This is a genomic window from Halobacillus litoralis (genome assembly GCF_004101865.1).
GTDB lineage: Bacteria > Bacillota > Bacilli > Bacillales > Halobacillaceae > Halobacillus > Halobacillus litoralis_A.
Genome location: NZ_CP026118.1, coordinates 3,523,264 through 3,540,099, shown reverse-complemented (window position 1 = coordinate 3,540,099; position 16,836 = coordinate 3,523,264). Strand labels below are relative to the sequence as shown.

General features: G+C 41.1%; 15 protein-coding genes. 4 read left to right on the top strand and 11 right to left on the bottom strand.

Going from position 1 to position 16,836, the window contains the following annotated elements; genetic code table 11:
• Positions 1-100: 100 nt before the first annotated feature.
• From HLI_RS17485 to HLI_RS17475, 3 genes are read left to right on the top strand one after another with little or no spacing between them, the layout of a single operon-like run.
• Positions 101-748 carry a GNAT family N-acetyltransferase gene (locus HLI_RS17485; RefSeq protein WP_128526194.1) on the top strand — a complete coding sequence of 216 codons (648 nt, stop codon included), beginning with the start codon at positions 101-103 and terminating at the stop codon, positions 746-748.
• A 4-nt stretch (positions 749-752) separates the two neighbouring features.
• Complete coding sequence (locus HLI_RS17480) at positions 753-1,400, top strand: acetoin utilization AcuB family protein (RefSeq protein WP_128526193.1); 648 nt, start codon at positions 753-755, stop codon at positions 1,398-1,400.
• A complete protein-coding gene (locus HLI_RS17475; RefSeq protein WP_128526192.1) occupies positions 1,397-2,569 on the top strand; it encodes an acetoin utilization protein AcuC in 1,173 nt (390 codons plus the stop codon). The genes HLI_RS17480 and HLI_RS17475 overlap by 4 nt, the downstream gene beginning before the upstream one ends.
• Positions 2,570-2,907: 338 nt before the next feature.
• Here HLI_RS17475 and motS read toward each other — a convergent pair whose 3' ends face one another.
• From motS to HLI_RS17455, 4 genes are all read right to left on the bottom strand, one after another.
• Complete coding sequence (gene motS, locus HLI_RS17470) at positions 2,908-3,699, bottom strand: flagellar motor protein MotS (protein WP_128526191.1); 792 nt, start codon at positions 3,697-3,699, stop codon at positions 2,908-2,910.
• Positions 3,689-4,513, bottom strand: a complete 825-nt coding sequence (gene motP / locus HLI_RS17465) for a flagellar motor protein MotP (RefSeq protein ID WP_128526190.1) — start codon at positions 4,511-4,513, stop codon at positions 3,689-3,691. Before motP ends, motS begins: the two co-directional genes overlap by 11 nt.
• A 51-nt stretch (positions 4,514-4,564) precedes the next feature.
• Positions 4,565-5,566 carry a catabolite control protein A gene (gene ccpA, locus HLI_RS17460; protein WP_128526189.1) on the bottom strand — a complete coding sequence of 334 codons (1,002 nt, stop codon included), beginning with the start codon at positions 5,564-5,566 and terminating at the stop codon, positions 4,565-4,567.
• 203 nt (positions 5,567-5,769) lie between these two features.
• Positions 5,770-6,828, bottom strand: a complete 1,059-nt coding sequence (locus HLI_RS17455) for a bifunctional 3-deoxy-7-phosphoheptulonate synthase/chorismate mutase (protein WP_128526188.1) — start codon at positions 6,826-6,828, stop codon at positions 5,770-5,772.
• Positions 6,829-6,988: 160 nt separating this feature from the next.
• On the opposite strand from HLI_RS17455, the gene HLI_RS17450 reads away from it, so the two are divergent.
• Entirely contained in the window at positions 6,989-9,133 is a 2,145-nt protein-coding gene (locus HLI_RS17450) for a cell division protein FtsA (RefSeq protein WP_128526187.1), read from the top strand.
• Positions 9,134-9,327: 194 nt separating this feature from the next.
• Here HLI_RS17450 and ytxJ read toward each other — a convergent pair whose 3' ends face one another.
• From ytxJ to ytpR, 7 genes are all read right to left on the bottom strand, one after another.
• Positions 9,328-9,645, bottom strand: coding sequence for a bacillithiol system redox-active protein YtxJ (ytxJ, locus tag HLI_RS17445; protein WP_128526186.1), 318 nt, complete (start codon positions 9,643-9,645; stop codon positions 9,328-9,330).
• Positions 9,646-9,705: 60 nt separating this feature from the next.
• Complete coding sequence (locus HLI_RS17440) at positions 9,706-10,146, bottom strand: YtxH domain-containing protein (RefSeq protein WP_128526185.1); 441 nt, start codon at positions 10,144-10,146, stop codon at positions 9,706-9,708.
• Positions 10,147-10,159: 13 nt separating this feature from the next.
• Positions 10,160-10,579 (bottom strand): DUF948 domain-containing protein, encoded by a 420-nt coding sequence (locus HLI_RS17435; protein ID WP_128526184.1) that lies wholly within the window; start codon positions 10,577-10,579, stop codon positions 10,160-10,162.
• 190 nt (positions 10,580-10,769) lie between these two features.
• Complete coding sequence (gene murC, locus HLI_RS17430; RefSeq protein WP_128526183.1) at positions 10,770-12,065, bottom strand: UDP-N-acetylmuramate--L-alanine ligase; 1,296 nt, start codon at positions 12,063-12,065, stop codon at positions 10,770-10,772.
• Positions 12,066-12,266: 201 nt separating this feature from the next.
• A complete protein-coding gene (locus HLI_RS17425; protein ID WP_128526182.1) occupies positions 12,267-13,382 on the bottom strand; it encodes a nicotinate phosphoribosyltransferase in 1,116 nt (371 codons plus the stop codon).
• 107 nt (positions 13,383-13,489) lie between these two features.
• Positions 13,490-16,078 (bottom strand): DNA translocase FtsK, encoded by a 2,589-nt coding sequence (locus HLI_RS17420; protein ID WP_128526181.1) that lies wholly within the window; start codon positions 16,076-16,078, stop codon positions 13,490-13,492.
• A 152-nt stretch (positions 16,079-16,230) separates the two neighbouring features.
• Positions 16,231-16,836, bottom strand: coding sequence for a YtpR family tRNA-binding protein (ytpR, locus tag HLI_RS17415; protein ID WP_128526180.1), 606 nt, complete (start codon positions 16,834-16,836; stop codon positions 16,231-16,233).

Genomic DNA, 16,836 nt, shown 5'->3' with positions numbered 1-16,836 from the left:
GAGTTTTATTTTTATCAGCGAATTTAAAATCATATAATTTAATGTATAATGGAGAAAATTGAACCTTTATTACTAATAATCTCTTTCAGGTGGTGACTGAATGAATCATGAAAAAATCTATCATTTTGAAGCATTTGACACGGAGCATGGACCAGTGATAGTCGAAGGTCCATTATCTGCTGAAGAGCTTTCCCAATATACATTCAATGAAAAGCTGACTGCTTTCCGTCCTGCTGAAAAACAATTCGAGGCAATCAAGGGGATCGCTGATTTTGAAGAAGGAAGAATAATTATTGCAAGAAACAATGAAGATATCATCGGATATGTCACCTACCTCCATCCAGATCCTCTAGAGCGGTGGTCTGAAGGCAACATGGAGGACCTTATTGAACTTGGGGCGATCGAAGTAATCCCTGATTTTCGCGGATATCGTATCGGTTCGCGGCTTTTAGAAGTGACAATGAGAGACGAATACATGGAGAATTACATTATTATATCTACTGAATATTATTGGCACTGGGATTTAAAAGGTACCGGACTGAACATATGGGATTATCGGAGAGTGATGGAAAAAATGATGGCTGCTGGTGGCTTGACCCCTTCCCCTACAGATGATCCAGAAATTATATCCCACCCCGCAAATTGCTTGATGGTTAAAATCGGAAAGCATGTTACAGGATCTTCTATTGAGGAATTTGATAGATTACGCTTTCTAACAAGGCATCAATATCGTGAGACAAGGAGGTAACTGAATGTTAGTTGAAGAAATCATGAAAGATAAAGTCATTACCCTTCCCGCGGAGGAAACAATAGGGACGGCACTAAAGCTTCTAAATGAACATCACATCCGCCACATCCCCATCATTGATGAAAAAAAACATGTCATTGGAATTGTCTCAGACAGGGATGTAAGAGATGCAAGCCCTTCAATTTTTGAAGAAGATACAGATCCTGAAGAGTTGAAAAACCCAATCAAATCAATCATGACATCTCCTGTTACTACTGTACATCCCTTAGATTTCGTAGAAGAAGTGGCCTCAATTTTCTATGAACAGGAGATTGCCTGTGTCCCAGTCACGAGGAATGAAGAACTTGTGGGAATAATTACTGAAAAAGATATGCTTTACACCCTGATCCAGTTAACAGGAACCCACGTTCAAAGTTCTCAAATCGAAGTGAAGGTCATCAACAGGCCCGGGATACTGCCACAAGTTACCCAAGTCTTCGGTAAACGTAAAGTGAATATAAGTTCTGTTCTTATTTATCCTTATAAACCTGATCCTAAGTATAAAATCATTGTTGTCCGTATTCAGACAATGAACCCGCTCCCGACGATTGAGGATTTAAAATCAGAGGGCTATGAAGTATTGTGGCCAAAAATGCCAGGGATGCTATCATGAGTTGTCATTCAGGTTTTGTTTATTCCAATGATTTTACAAACTACCGCTTTCGTGATGATCACCCTTTCAATCAGATGCGGGTCGTCATGACAAAAGAACTGCTGGACGCTTCTGGTTTTTTAGAGCAGCAACATATGATCAAACCAAGATTGGCCACAGAAGATGAATTGGCGCTAGCACACAGCAAACCGTATATTCAGGCAGTGAAAAAAGCGGGCATGGGGATGTTATCAGAAGAAGAAGGAATGGAATACGGAATCGGAACTGAAGATACACCAATGTTCAAAGGCATGCATGAAGCATCACAGCTGCTCGTAGGAAGCACACTCTCTGCGATTGATGCTGTACTAGAGGGAAAGGTGCAGCATGCATTAAATCTTGGCGGAGGGCTGCATCATGGATTCGAGCGGAAAGCTTCTGGTTTCTGTATCTATAATGATGGAGCGGTAGGCATCAAGTACATTAGAGAAAAATATGACTATAAAGTGCTGTATGTGGATACTGACGCTCACCATGGTGATGGCGTGCAATGGGCTTTTTATGATGACCCGAATGTTTGCACTTTCTCCATTCACGAAACAGGCCGTTATCTATTCCCTGGTACAGGAAATGTGAACGAAAGAGGGCTGAAAGAAGGGTATGGTTATTCTTTTAATTTACCTATAGATGCATTTACAGAAGATGAATCTTTTTTACATGTCTATGAATCCGCTTTCAGGGAAATTGTAGAGTTCTTCAAACCGGACGTGATCATTACCCAAAACGGAGCAGATGCTCACTTTTTGGATCCACTCACACACCTTTGTTCCACTATGAAGATTTATGAGCAAATTCCGCGAATTGCTCATGAGCTCTCCCACCAATACTGTGATGGAAAGTGGATAGCTCTTGGTGGTGGAGGATACGATATCTGGCGTGTCGTCCCACGTGCCTGGTCACAAATTTGGAAAGTGATGGTGGATCAGACTCCTTTTGAAGGGGATTTACCAGAAGTATGGGTTAACAAATGGCAGAAAAAAGCACCTGTGTCTTTGGTTACATCATGGGAGGACCCTCCAGATGCTTGTCACCCAATCCCAAGGCGAAAAGAGATTACAGAAAAGAATGAGAAGCTATTAGAAAAAGCTTTGCAGTTAATCCACAACCAGAAAAAATACAATTCTATGTAAAATAAAAATCATAGCGCTTGGCCCCACTGACAAGCGACTAAAATCGCAACAATCCTATTGTAAAAACGCACATCCCACACTGGTAAGCTAGAACCCTGTGGGAAAAATAAAGAGGGTGGGACAAAAGATAATTGCCATTGGAAAAGCCGAACATTAGGGTGGAATGGATCAAATGAGGCGTAGGCAACATACGTAGCCTCCTGCGAGAACAGCACGAGGCTCAGGCCGTGGCCCGCAGAAAGCGAAGTAAGTTGCCGGAGCAGCGTATGCATTAAAGAAAACCCGAACAAAAATTGTTCGGGTTTTCTAGTGGGGAAATTCTAATATCCCAGTCTCTTTTATGGTGTCGAGTTTTCATATTCTGGATCTAAGATCACTATTTCAACTCTTCGATTTTTGCTCCAGTTCTCTTCAGAATTGTTCGGTGCTACAGGTCTGGTTTCTCCATATGCAACAGCGGTAAATCTTTTTGGAGCGAGATTCTCTGTATTCTCTGTTAAATACCTGATGACACTACTGGCCCTGGCTCCGGATAGCTCCCAGTTTGAGGGATATCGGAAAGTTGAAATCTGCCTATTATCTGTATGACCTTCAACTTTTACAAAGTTCGGAATGTTCATCAGCAGATTACCTACTTTAGATAAAAATGGTTTTGCTCCATCCAAAATCTCGGCTTCACTTGTTTCGAACAATAACTGTTCTTCAAGGACAAGAATAATTCCACGCTCAGATTGAGTAGCTGAAATAATATCACTGAGATCATTTTCTTTCAAATATTGATCGACCTCTTGTTTCAATTCTTCTAGATTTTCAACTTCTTCTTCACGGTTTTCTTTTTCAGCCATATTGTCCGGGTCTTTGGCTGGTGTTTCAAACTCATTATTTTTTTCACCGTTTTCCTGTATTTTCGTCTGCTCTGTCGGATAATCACTTTCTACTGCAGAAGGATTAAAATCAAAAATCATTCTGTTACGGAAGGATTCCGCAATAGCTTCGAATTTAACAAGATTGATTTGCGACATGGAAAATAAAAGAATGAAAAAAACGAGGACTAAAGTGATCATATCTGCGTATGTAGTCATCCATTTAGGAGCACCTTTATCGGCTTTCCTCTTTCCTCTAAGCTTCATTGGCGGTCTCTCCCAAGGAATCCTCCTGCTGCTCTTCCTCTACTACTTTCTTATCCTCTTCGGATAAAAATGCACTTAATTTTTCTTCAAGGATTTTAGGATTCTGACCAGACTGTACACCAATAACACCTTCGATAATCACTTGTTTAATAAAAATCTCCCGGTAGGTTTTATTTTCTAATTTCCCAGCTAGAGGTGTAAACACAAGATTGGCTAACAGTGTTCCATAAAATGTCGTTAGCAAAGCTACAGCCATTTGGGGACCTAAAGCTTCAGGGTTGGACAAGCTTTGCAACATCAGAACTAAACCAATCAGGGTCCCGATCATTCCCCAAGCAGGTGCATACTCTCCAGCCTTTTCAATAATCGCCCGGCCTCTTTGATGGCGTTCCTCAACTGCGACGATTTCAGCTTTCATGATGTCGTTGATGACCTCTGGTTCAATGCCATCGACAGCAAGCAAAATACCTTTTTTTATGAAAGGGTCTTCTACGTCTTCCAACTCTGCTTCAAGAGCCAGTAATCCTTCCCTTCTCGCCCTTTCCGATAGAGTGACGAACAAAGTGATCAATTCCCTTAAATTCATCTCGCTTTCCTTGAAAGCCTCTTTAGTAACACGGAAAGTCAACTTCACTTCGCTTACATTAAAGTTAACAAGAATCGCTGCGACCAATCCACCGAGCACGATGATGATCGATGACGCTTGAATAAACGACGTAATGCCTCCGAAACCCGCATTTGCCATGATACCAAACATGACCATGGCAAATCCGACGGTAATTCCTACTGGAGTCAAAATATCTTTTTTTGTCATTCTACTCTCTCCTCAGTTTCGAACAAGTACCTTATACTTACTATATCGGTACTATTTCTGCTGAGTTGAGTTCCTTTCGATAATTCGGTGCGGCAAAATTACGTTCTGTTCTTCTACCTCTTCTTTGTTCATGAACTTCGTCAATAATCTCATAGCTACAGCACCGATATCATACATCGGTTGAACAACCGTGGATAAAGTGGGGCGTACCATTGTCGCCAGTCGTGTATTATCGAAGCCGAAAACTTCGATATCTTCAGGTACACGGATTCCTTTATCTTGAGCACCATGGATAACACCAAGAGCCATCTCATCAGAAGATACGTAAATCGCGGTGGGCTTTTCTTTCATTTCCAGGATTTGATCTAAAGCTTCTAAACCAGAATCATAAGAGTAATCACCCTGTACAATCCAATCTTCTGGTGATTCATGGCCATTATTTTTCATAGCACTTTTAAATCCTGCTATTTTGTCTGTATTGATGATTGTATCTTCAGGTCCTGCCACAAATGCTATACGTTTGTTACCATGATCAATTAATAATTGGGTAGCTTCATAGGAAGCTTCTTTATAATCGATGTTTACAGAAGGTGTTTCTTGGGTTTCATCGACCGTTGCAGCTAGAGCGATCGGCACAGAAGAAGTCTTGAACTCACGGATGTGGTCGTCTGTTATATTACCGCCCATAAAGATAAGACCATCTACTTGTTTGCCAAGCATCGCATTAATCAAGTGAAGTTCTTTATCTTTATTTTGATCTGAGTTGCTCAGGATAATGTTGTAGTTATACATCGTTGCTATATCTTCAATTCCTCGAGCAAGTTCAGCAAAGAAAATGCTGGAGATATCTGGGATAATCACTCCCACCGTTGTCGTCTTTTTACTCGCCAATCCACGCGCCACCGCATTCGGGCGGTAACCTAACCGCTCAATCGCATCATGGACCTTTTTTCTTGTTGCGGGTTTTACGTTAGGATTCCCATTTACTACACGGGAAACCGTTGCCATAGAAACGCTTGCCTCTCTCGCTACATCATATATCGTTACATTCATCTTGCATCCTCCTTCGTCAAATCCCATCGTACATATTTATTCAATAAAATAATCATACGACAGATCTTCTGCCTGCGCAATATTCGTCCACTTTCTACCTATTATTGTACCCTTATCATTATAACGAATTGCATTTCTACTGCAAAAAATTGTACTAAAAAATAAGTTAGGCTGGAATTCCAGCCTAACTTATCACAAATAATTTATTTTGTTAACTCTTCCATGAAGGACTGGAACGTCGGTATATCCATTTGCTGTGCCGAATCAGATAAAGCGACAGCTGGATCAGGGTGAACCTCAGCCATAACACCATCGGCTCCGATAGCGATAGCTGCTTTGGCAGCAGGCAGCAATAAGTCTCTTCTGCCTGTAGAGTGGGTCACATCAACCATTACAGGCAAGTGTGTTTCTTGTTTTAAAATCGGTACAGAAGAGATGTCCAACGTGTTTCTAGTCGCTTTTTCATACGTTCGGATTCCACGTTCGCAAAGGATAATGTTTTCATTCCCTCGTGAAATGATGTACTCTGCCGCGTTGATGAATTCTGAAATGGTCGCAGACATTCCACGCTTCAATAACACGGGTTTGTTTACTGAACCTGCTGCCTTAAGCAGCTCAAAGTTCTGCATATTCCGGGCTCCGATTTGGATGACATCGAGATATTCCAGAGCTTCTTCCAAATCTGCAGGATTTACAATTTCACTTACCACAGCGAGATCTTGCTCATCCGCTGCTTGTTTCAGCATTTTCAAACCTTCTATCCCCAAACCCTGGAAATCATAAGGAGAAGTCCGTGGTTTGAAAGCTCCTCCACGTAATAGCTTCAGTCCCTGCCCTTTGACAGCTTTAGCTACTGTAGACACTTGCTCATAGCTTTCAACTGAACACGGTCCCATAATGAAATGAGTATTGCCGTCACCTACTCGTTCTCCTTTGATATCTACTACCGTATCTTCCGGCTTCTTCTTCCTTGATACAAGCAAGGCTTTTCGGTGGTCATCTTCTTGAAGCTCTAATGCCGCCTTGAAGATTTCTTTGAATAAGTGAACAACAGTCGAGTCTTCGAATGGTCCATCATTATGCTTCGATAGTTGATCAAGCATCGCTCTTTCCCTTACTGGGTCAAAGCGATTCATCCCCTGATGTTCTTTGATTTGACCAATTTCCTTTACCAAATCACCGCGTTTATTGATTAAATTCAGAAGCTGTAAATTTACATCATCTAATTGGCTGCGCAAGTGGTCAAGTTTTTGATTACTCATTTGTTCGTCCCCCTACAAAGATTTAATGTTAAGATAAATTGTGATACATTTTAGATAATTAGGGACAATTATAGCTAATTTTTTTAATGTTGTCACCCCTAGTGAGAGATTTCATAAATATTTGTAGAAAAAGTTTGATTTATCGGAGGTACATAAGCGAATGAATGAGAAAATTTTCGCCCTTGATATCGGCACACGCTCAATCGTTGGACTCATATTAGAACAAGAAGATGATGATTTCCATCTACTGGATCATTTGACAATAGAGCATCAGGAACGATCGATGCTTGATGGGCAAATTCACGATATACGCTTGGTAGCAGATATTATTAATAAAGTAAAAGTAGAGTTGGAAAAGAAATATGGGCCATTAAAGAGTGTATGCGTGGCAGCAGCAGGAAGGGCTCTGAAGACCAAACGCTCAAGTATTTCCACATCCATCAAAGATCAGCCCCTAATAGATGATGAAATGGTTTCTCATATCGAATTATCGGCTGTCCAACAAGCACAGGTAGAGTTAGCCAAAGAAACGAATGAAGAGGACCACTCCCATTATTACTGTGTAGGTTATTCAGTATTACATTACTATTTGGATGGTCACCCCATCGGATCACTGATTGATCAGCAGGGAGAGGAAACAACAGTTGAAATCATTGCGACATTTCTTCCTAAGGTTGTCGTCGAATCACTCCTTTCTGCTTTGCAACGAGCAGACTTGGAAATGGAAGCTCTGACACTTGAGCCTATCGCCGCAATTCAAGTATTAATTCCTACGTCCATGAGAAGGCTTAATGTTGCGCTTGTAGATATAGGTGCTGGCACAAGTGATATAGCGATTACTGCAGACGGAACAATATCTGCCTACGGGATGGTCCCCTCTGCCGGAGACGAGATCACTGAAGCTATCAGTGATGAATATTTGCTTGACTTTCCATTAGCCGAAAAGGCAAAACGTGAGTTATCTGAAAGGAATGAAGTATCAATTACAGATATTCTCGGTTTTGAACACAAACTCGAATACGAAGAAGTCATAAACCAAATCCACTCTTCAATTGACCATCTGGCAGAAAAGATTACCCATGAAATCATTCTATTGAACGGAAAACCACCGAAGGCAGTGATGCTTGTCGGCGGGGGGAGTCAAACACCGGAAATTACCACCTTCATCGCAAAGAAACTTGGGCTCTCAGAAAGCCGTGTCGCTATACGAGGAACGGAAGCCATACAAAACTTAACTCAAAAAGACCAATTGCCTAAAGGCCCATCTTTTGTCACACCATTAGGGATTGCCATTGCCGCCAAGCAAAATCCGATTCAATACATAAGCCTGAAAGTAAATGATCGCACGATACGTCTATTCGATATAAATACACTTACCCTAGGAGACAGTTTATTGACAGCTGGAATAGATATAAAAAAGTTGTACGGTAAACCAGGTCATGCCTCCATTATAGAGGTCAACGGTGTCTCACAAACATTAAAAGGTACATATGGTAACCCTCCCATTATCAAATTAAATGGTGCACAAGCTTCCTTGGATACCCCTATCCACCATGGGGATGTCATTCATGTGGAAAAAGGAGCAGATGGAAAAGGACCTATCGTCACCGTGAAAGATTTAATCAATCAATTGACACCTTTGCAATTCCATTATGAGGGATGCCTTTACCTGTTAACCGACCCGTGTGTGTTTATTAATGAGCAAATCGCAAATTCCGACCAGAAAATCGAAGATCATGACATTATTCATTATTTTCCATTACGTAAAGTGCGGGATTGTAAAGAAGTTTTTTTCAGGTTAGGTGTATGGGAGGAAACCTTCGAGCGTCCGAGTGTTTATATCGATAACCAAAGTTACCCTTTTCCTTCTAAGGAAGAAACCTTAGTCCTAAATGGTGTGCCAGCTCTCGATGAAGATAGGGTCTCAGACGGGGATCGAATCGAAAGACCGGTTCAGTATCCTTTATCCCTCCTGGATATATTGAAGTATAATGATATAAACTGCCGGGAGGAAATAGATGTTTTTTTTGAAGACGAATTAATTACACTAAAAAACATCAGGTATGAGATTTTGAAGAATGATACAACTCTTAGTGAGGATGCTTATATATTCCCTGACGACTTTTTGATGACACAAAAGATCGGAAAACAAGGCTTTATCTTTCAGGATATATTTAAATATGTTGATGTTGATTTGGAGAAGGTACCGCAACCTTTTCAGCTTTATCGTAATGATGATGAAGTCTCCTTCCATACGGCAATCTTCTCTGGAGACCATCTACGTATTGCAAAAAAAGTAGTCTAGAAGCGTATACTTTATATCGAAATCACCTTGTTCAGCCTCGACAAACTTAAGGACCCACGTCACGTGAAACCGAACTTCCATTTTGCAAAAATTTTATGAGTGTACTGGGGAACAGGCTTTATACAGCAAAGTATTCCTAAACAAAAAGACACACGCTTATATCGTGTGTCTTTCTATGCTCTCAGTATTATGTTTCATGCCTCTTTTAAGCGTTGGGTTGTAATCGCGCCATGGCTCTCATGCCAAACGATCTTTCCATTACTAAAATGCAACACTTGCGGGGACTCATGGCGGATACTGAAAACCTCAGCGATATGATTGGCTAAAGGCCGACTCTCCTGTACGTAAAGGGTGTAGCACGGTACCGTTGCATCTTCACTGAAATGCTCGTACTGCATGTTCGCAGCACCACTGATGGGGCATGTTAAACTATGCTTCAATAAAAAAAACTCAGAATTAGTTTCTAAAATACTTTCAAATTCTTCAATTGAGCTGATGACTTCAATTTTCAAAACAGACCCTCCAAAGAAGAAAAATGATGGAGGCAGGAAATGCCTCCATCATTTCTTTTATTATAGATTAGATGATGTCGTTGAATCCTGCTGTTTTTCAAGCTCTTGTGCCGCTTCCTCGATCGCTTCAGCAACTTCCTGAGCTGCTTGTTCAGCTTCATCCTCTTCATTCGTACGGAAGTTCTTCACTTTATCTTTGACTCTTCCACTGAACTCTTGAGATTTTTCAGAAACGTTTTTAGATAGTTGAGAAGAAGACTCTACAGCGCGATTCTTCCACTCCCCGCTTTTTTCATAAGCGACATCTTTCCATTCGCCTGCTCTTTCTTTCCATTCAGTCGAACTATGGTTGATGTTTTCACGCAATTCACGACCGGATTTCGGAGCATACAATAAGGCTACTGCTGCACCGACCAAGCCGCCGATTAAAGAACCCAGTACAAAATCTCTTCCATTTCCGTTGTTTTGTCCATTGTTCTGTGAATTGTTTTGTTGACTCATAATCAATTCCTCCTTAGGATTTAATATCTTCTTTCTTTGCCTTTTTCCATAAATTGATGGCTACTTGCCCCCACTTCATGGCTTGAGCTGCCGTATCCGTATTTTCGTTAGCGGATTGTGTAAGACCTCTTGATACGGAGCGGATCGATTGATTGAACTCTTGAACAGAATCCCCAATACCTTTGACACCATCGACTAAAGTATTTAGCTTTTGGGATTTGTCGCCAACATCTTCAGCCAATTTATTAGTCTTATTCAAGAGAGCTGTCGTCTCTAGGGTGATGCCTTCCATTTGTTTCTCCACACCTTCAAGAGTGTCAGCAACGTTGTTCATAGTTCGGCGCACGGCCGTCAGTGTCCTCGCCAAGAAAATGACAAGAACAGCAAAAGCCACTGCTGCGATTAATGCAGCAATGTAAAGTATTATAATCATTCCCCCTGCACACTCCTTCTTATGTAATCAACACATTTTAGTTTATACCCTAAAAGGGACATTTCTAAACGTGAAGGTTACTTTAAATGGACATATTCGCTATTATGCCGAAAAATCCCTTTTTATATTTATGTTTTTCTATAATTTCCGAGAAAAAGTGCGGCTTACCACCTTCAAGCCGCACTTCCCTTTATTCATTCTTTTTTTCATAAGCTTCCTGGAATTTCTGGATATCCCCAGCCCCCATAAATAATAAGACACCATCTTTATAAGAGGCTAGTTGTTCTGTGTCTTCTAATTGTAAGAGTCTGGATTCCGGTATCAACTCCTGGAGATGATCAATGGTAAGTTTTCCTTCGTTCTCTCTGGCTGAACCGAATATGTCACAAAGGTACACATAATCCGCTTCCTTTAAACTATCCGCAAATTCATGCAAAAATGTTTTTGTCCTCGTAAATGTATGGGGTTGGAAGATTGCAACCACCGGGCGTTCCGGGTATTTTTTTCGAGCAGAATCAATCGTAGCCGTAATTTCAATCGGGTGATGTGCATAATCGTCTACTAAAATTTGATCTTGCCATGTTGTCTCTGTAAACCTACGTTTTACACCTTTAAATGTCGAAAGTTGTTGGATTTCTTCAGGCTTCATATTTTCGTAGTGACAAAGAGCAATTACACTTAATGCATTCAGTACTGTGTGGTTACCATATTGAGGAATCGTGAAAGATTCATAGTAATTATTACGGACAAAAACATCGAATGTAGTTCCCTCTGAGCTTTCCCGAACATTTTGTGCTTGAAAATCATTGGTATCAGCTAATCCATAATATAAGACGGGGACATTTGCCTGGATGTGCTGCAAATGCTCATCATCACCACATGCGATGATGCCCTTCTTGACTCGTTTTGCCATCTCTTGAAAGGCTTGAAATACATCCTCAATACTTGTGAAATAATCCGGGTGGTCAAAGTCTATATTAGTCATGATGGCATAGTCGGGTTCATAGGAAAGGAAATGACGACGATATTCACACGCTTCAAAAGCGAAGTATTGACCATCTTCATGCCCTTTCCCTGTACCATCACCGATTAAAAAAGAGGTCGGGTAATTTTCAGAAAGGACATGAGCTAACAAACCAGTCGTTGAGGTCTTGCCATGAGCACCTGTTACTGCAATGCTTGTATATTTATTTAGCCATTCACCTAAGAATTCATGATATCGGTAAAATGGAAGACCCTGCTCTTTTGCTTCTTTAATTTCTTCATGATCATCACTAAAAGCATTACCAGCGATAATCGTCAATCCTTCTGTAATGTTTTCTTTAGAAAAAGGCATAATCTCTATATTTTTAGCTTCTAAAACTTCCTGGGTAAAAAAACGCTTTTCTACATCTGATCCTTGAACCTTCTCACCAGAATCATGGAGAATCTGGGCAAGCGAACTCATTCCTGTTCCTTTGATACCAATAAAATGGTAAGTTGTCATAAACAAGAACCTCCAAAATAAAGTGGGTCACTTTAAGTATAGTATATGTAACATTTCTCAATATGCGATTTAAACTTCAAGTTGTTAAACATCGTGGCTTTTGCATTGCCTTATCTTATCATGGAATACGGCCGAGAAAAAGAATATCATACGATTCAAAAAGCACAAACGAGAAGACGCTCGTGCCTTTTGATCACATCATTACTCTTCTGATTCTGTATATTCCACATATTCTAAACGAGGGTTGTGTTTATAACGTCTTCCTTCTTTAGCTTCTGGTTCTCCATTGATCAACACGTTATCTCCAGTAAAACCAATGCTGATTTTCAATAAGCTCCCACCGACTCCGTACATATCGACAGGCACTTTTTTCTCTTCAAAAGCACGTATACGTTCTTTTGTAAAACCACCGCTGACGACGATTTTGACATGCCGAAAACCTTCTTTATCTAAAGCACGTCTTAATGCAAAAATGAGCTCCGGATTGACACCCCTTGGGTCAAATGTCCCCATCAGGTGTTGATTTCTCAAGAAATACTTATCAACCAGGTTACGTGAGGTGTCTAAGCGGACGCCTTTCAGCTCATCCCCGAATTCACGGGCGACTTCAAGCGAATCGGTTATGACATCATTATTGTAGTCCACGAGGGCCATCAGTTGATCGTCAGGGAATTGCGCATGGTAAGCTTTGGTTGCAGCAACCACATCCCCTTTGAACATCTGGATCAAGGCATGAGGCATCGTTCCCATTCCTTCTTTCCCCCACCATTCATTCATTGCATGAGTGGCTTGGGCAGTGGACCCACCGATGAAGGCTGAATAACCATCTCCAGATTGTTGAGTGAAGTGGTCGTCCCTGTCTCCCATAAAGATGATGGGCTTTTGTTTGCCTGAAGAACGGGCAGCCTTTACAACATTATAAACATTCGTAGCCACCGACGTTCTTCTGGCCAGAATTCCATCTATGATGCCTTCTAAAAACCCAAAATATTGATAAGGTCCGGTAATCGTGAGTACAGTTTCATACGGATTGATTCTGTCCCCATCTTTAAGGGAGTAAATCTCCAATTCTTCCGGATTTTCTGAAAACGTGTGGATCAATGCAATCACTTCATCAGTTCCGCACAATACGGCATGATCTTTTTGGAAAAACTGCATTGTCACTATATTATCAGGAAGATGATTCTCAACAATATCACGTGTTTTCAAAAAATAGACAGCGGAAAACCAACCTTCGGCTACCCGCTCATCAAATTTAAATGTTTTATTAGTCAATCGGCTGATTTCGCCATTTAATTTGCGTGCTATTTCCTTCATGTCTTTACTCCTTAAACATTGAGGTCGTTGTAATTCGAAAATCATTCATAGTCCATCATATAAAATTGAGGACTAATGCACAAGCCTTTCGCCCAATCCGACCTTCTTTACTCCATTAATTCCTGGATTTGCTGCTTGGTCAATAAAACATCCCTCGGCTTGCTTCCTTTCTGCTCTGAGATGATTCCGAAGTCTTCCATTTGATCAATCAAACGTGCAGCCCGATTATAACCTACTTTGAAACGGCGTTGGATAAGAGAAGCACTTGCCCCATTTTGATCCACTACAAACGCTACGGCCTCATCAAATAATACATCAGTGTCTTCCTCTGTAGATATTTGCTTCATCAGTTCTTCCTGATGGAACAAATATTGAGGAGGAGCTATTTTCTTTACATAATTAGTCACACGCTCGATTTCATCATCAGATACAAAAGCACCTTGTATTCTTAGTGGTTGACCTGATCCATTTTCTACAAACAACATATCTCCTTTACCTAAGAGTTTCTCCGCTCCGCCTGAATCAATGATTGTTCTTGAGTCTACTTGTGAAGAAACACTGAAAGCTATCCGTGTCGGGATATTCGCTTTGATCAAGCCTGTTATGACATCCACCGAAGGCCTCTGTGTAGCTAAAAGAAGATGAATGCCACAAGCTCTCGCTTTCTGAGCAATTCGGCAAATCGCATCTTCTACATCTTGTGGTGAAACCATCATTAAATCGGCCAGTTCATCAATGACAATTACTAAGTATGGCATCTTTTCAGTTGTCCGGTTCTGTTTCACCATTTTATCATTATACTTCTCAACATCACGTACGCCTTCTTCAACGAACTTTTCGTAACGTTCCTCCATCTCTTTGACAGCCCACTTCAATGCAGTTGTAGCTGCTTTGACGTCTGTAATGACCGGCGAAACCAAGTGTGGTAAGTCATTATAAGGTGCAAGTTCAACCATTTTAGGATCTATAAGCAGAAACTTCACATCCTCGTGATGGGCTTTATATAATAAACTGATCAAAATAGTATTGATACACACACTTTTTCCAGACCCTGTAGCCCCTGCAATCAAACCGTGAGGCATCTTCTTCAAGTTGGTGACAATCGCATCTCCGCCTATATCCAGCCCTAAACCGACAGACAATGGAGACTTATCCGAGTGAAACGCATCCGCTTCAAAAATCTCTTGGAGACCGACCATTTGCGATTGTTGATTAGGTACCTCTATACCTACTGCCTGTTTACCAGGGATCGGTGCTTCAATGCGGATATCCTTCGCTGCCATGCTTAATTTGATATCATCAGACAGGTTGGTGATTTTACTTACTTTCACACCAGGTTCCGGCTGAACTTCAAACCTAGTGACAGTCGGTCCCTTCATTGCATTGACAACTTTGGCACGCACGTGGAAATGGCGTAGAGTCGTTTCCAATAATTCCATTTGTTGTGTTATCCATGTATCATCATCAGAATTCGGACGTAACGGATCTTCCAGTAAATGAAGGGGGGTTTGATATTCCACCCGCTTCTCAGGAACTGATGTCTCTTCTTTTGTTGGGCTCATTGGTTCCTTATTTTGGTTTTGTTCTTTTTCTGGAGGCCTATGAATACTGTCTTTTTGATTGTCCCTGGTACGTTTATCCCTTGGGGTCATAAGCACATTGAAAGGAACACTTCTCTTTTCTTTTGGCTTGTTTGGTTCTTCAACACTTTTAGAAGGGACCGGGGTGGAATCTTCTTGGACGGGTTCTTCATCTCTTTTAGGCTTCTCCACTTCTTCCTCCTGATGCAGCTCTTCCCTGCCAGTTTCCTTTTCTTCAGGAATAGGTGTTTCTTCAATCTCAACGTTTTCTTCTGTAACTTCTTCATCAAATGGTTCAGTTTCTTCGTTTGCCTCGTTGCTCCCCTTTATCTCTTCTTGATCTGCTTCTTCTACAACTGAGTCTTCAGTTTCAATAACAGGGGGGGACGTGTGAAGTTCTTCCGTTTCTTCCTTTTGGTGTTCATAAACGGTCTCATTTATAGTCTTCTGACTATCCATAGCTTGAGTATCTACCTCGATGCTTGCTGCTTCTTCCTTGTGAACCTCTTGGTTTCCCATTTCATCTTCTGCTATTTCATGGACACTCGGTGTCTCTGCTGTCGTTTTATTCTGCGAAGCAGTTTCTCCCTCTTGAACACGAGCCCTTAAACGTTTTCTCAAATCTTGCCATTGTTTTTCATCATTAGAATCTGTAAAGAAACCAGGCTTGCTCTCTTCTTCAACAGCATATTCCAGTTTTTCCAATCCCTTCGTCATTTGCCTCGCCTGGTAACCATAAATCGGTGAAGGGACATCAGTCGGTGTAAAAGGAACAGAAGACGTTTCCGGTAACTGTTGAGCCTGGCTATCCCCTTGTTTCCGGGATGGCCTTCTCCTTTGTTGTCTTTCCACTTTAGGCAGTTCTTCGGCAGCCTTTTTCCTTCTTGGAGGTCTACTTTCATGCTGGGAGGTATCTTCATTACCATCCTCACTATTCCTGTTCGGTTGGTCCGGTATAACCGGAAAACGGAACTCTCCTTGTTTCGGGTATCTGTAAGTCATCTTAGTTTTGGCATTGACTTCATGTCGTTCTTCTTTTTTTTGTAGCGGTTGCTCTGCTGAATTTTCATCTGGTTCAAACCATTGTTTCATTTTATTTTTTAAGTCTTTCCACATATCGTTCACTCTCTTTTCCAATTTGAATCATACTCTTGGTTAACACTATTTTAACAGGTTTCAACAGGAGTTTGGTTTACAATCCCTTTAAAAATGACTTTTGAATCAAAAAAAGCAAAGCAGTCAGACTGCTTTGCTTAACATCAAGGGATTTAGAATTCAAATGGTTGTCCCACTTCATAATGATCTTCCAATACTAAAATCCCCTTTTCCTGAGGAGCATCAGGTAAATTCAACTCTTTGGCTGAACATATCATTCCTGTGGAAGGAACACCTCTTAATTTAGCATCTTTGATTTCCATCCCACCAGGCATAACAGCCCCGACTTTTGCTACGACTACTTTTTGGCCTTGCTCAATATTCGGCGCACCACATACAATCTGCAGGGATTCCTCCCCAACATCGACATGACACACACTCAGTTTATCCGCATTTTCATGGGCGCCTTTCTCTTTCACATAACCAACCACAAATTTAGGCGCCAAGTCGAAATCCAGGACATCATCCAATTGGTTTTTCGTAAACAAATTCTTGATAGGGGCCAGCATTTCTTCAGTCATACGCATTTTCCCTTGTTCTTTCAAGTCGAAATATTTTGAGGCATTAAAGATATTGTATCCTAACAATGACCCATCTCTACGATCAGTGATTTTAACAACATCACCATACTCCTCTTTCTTAAAAGTGTCTTGCTCTCCCTGTTTTATCGGGATAATCAACACGTCACCGACTCCATTGCGGTTATAATACACATCCAT

What these genes read in the sequence shown, in the direction of transcription:
- ytpR (WP_128526180.1), bottom strand. Translation starts at nt 16,836, where the DNA reads ATGGATGTGTATTATAACCGCAATGGAGTCGGTGACGTGTTGATTATC.
- ccpA (WP_128526189.1), bottom strand. Translation starts at nt 5,566, where the DNA reads ATGAATGTAACGATATATGATGTAGCGAGAGAGGCAAGCGTTTCTATG.
- HLI_RS17480 (WP_128526193.1), top strand. Translation starts at nt 753, where the DNA reads ATGTTAGTTGAAGAAATCATGAAAGATAAAGTCATTACCCTTCCCGCG.
- HLI_RS17450 (WP_128526187.1), top strand. Translation starts at nt 6,989, where the DNA reads ATGAATGAGAAAATTTTCGCCCTTGATATCGGCACACGCTCAATCGTT.
- motP (WP_128526190.1), bottom strand. Translation starts at nt 4,513, where the DNA reads ATGACAAAAAAAGATATTTTGACTCCAGTAGGAATTACCGTCGGATTT.
- HLI_RS17425 (WP_128526182.1), bottom strand. Translation starts at nt 13,382, where the DNA reads ATGAAGGAAATAGCACGCAAATTAAATGGCGAAATCAGCCGATTGACT.
- HLI_RS17485 (WP_128526194.1), top strand. Translation starts at nt 101, where the DNA reads ATGAATCATGAAAAAATCTATCATTTTGAAGCATTTGACACGGAGCAT.
- HLI_RS17455 (WP_128526188.1), bottom strand. Translation starts at nt 6,828, where the DNA reads ATGAGTAATCAAAAACTTGACCACTTGCGCAGCCAATTAGATGATGTA.
- HLI_RS17475 (WP_128526192.1), top strand. Translation starts at nt 1,397, where the DNA reads ATGAGTTGTCATTCAGGTTTTGTTTATTCCAATGATTTTACAAACTAC.
- motS (WP_128526191.1), bottom strand. Translation starts at nt 3,699, where the DNA reads ATGAAGCTTAGAGGAAAGAGGAAAGCCGATAAAGGTGCTCCTAAATGG.
- HLI_RS17435 (WP_128526184.1), bottom strand. Translation starts at nt 10,579, where the DNA reads ATGATTATAATACTTTACATTGCTGCATTAATCGCAGCAGTGGCTTTT.
- HLI_RS17440 (WP_128526185.1), bottom strand. Translation starts at nt 10,146, where the DNA reads ATGAGTCAACAAAACAATTCACAGAACAATGGACAAAACAACGGAAAT.
- murC (WP_128526183.1), bottom strand. Translation starts at nt 12,065, where the DNA reads ATGACAACTTACCATTTTATTGGTATCAAAGGAACAGGAATGAGTTCG.
- HLI_RS17420 (WP_128526181.1), bottom strand. Translation starts at nt 16,078, where the DNA reads ATGTGGAAAGACTTAAAAAATAAAATGAAACAATGGTTTGAACCAGAT.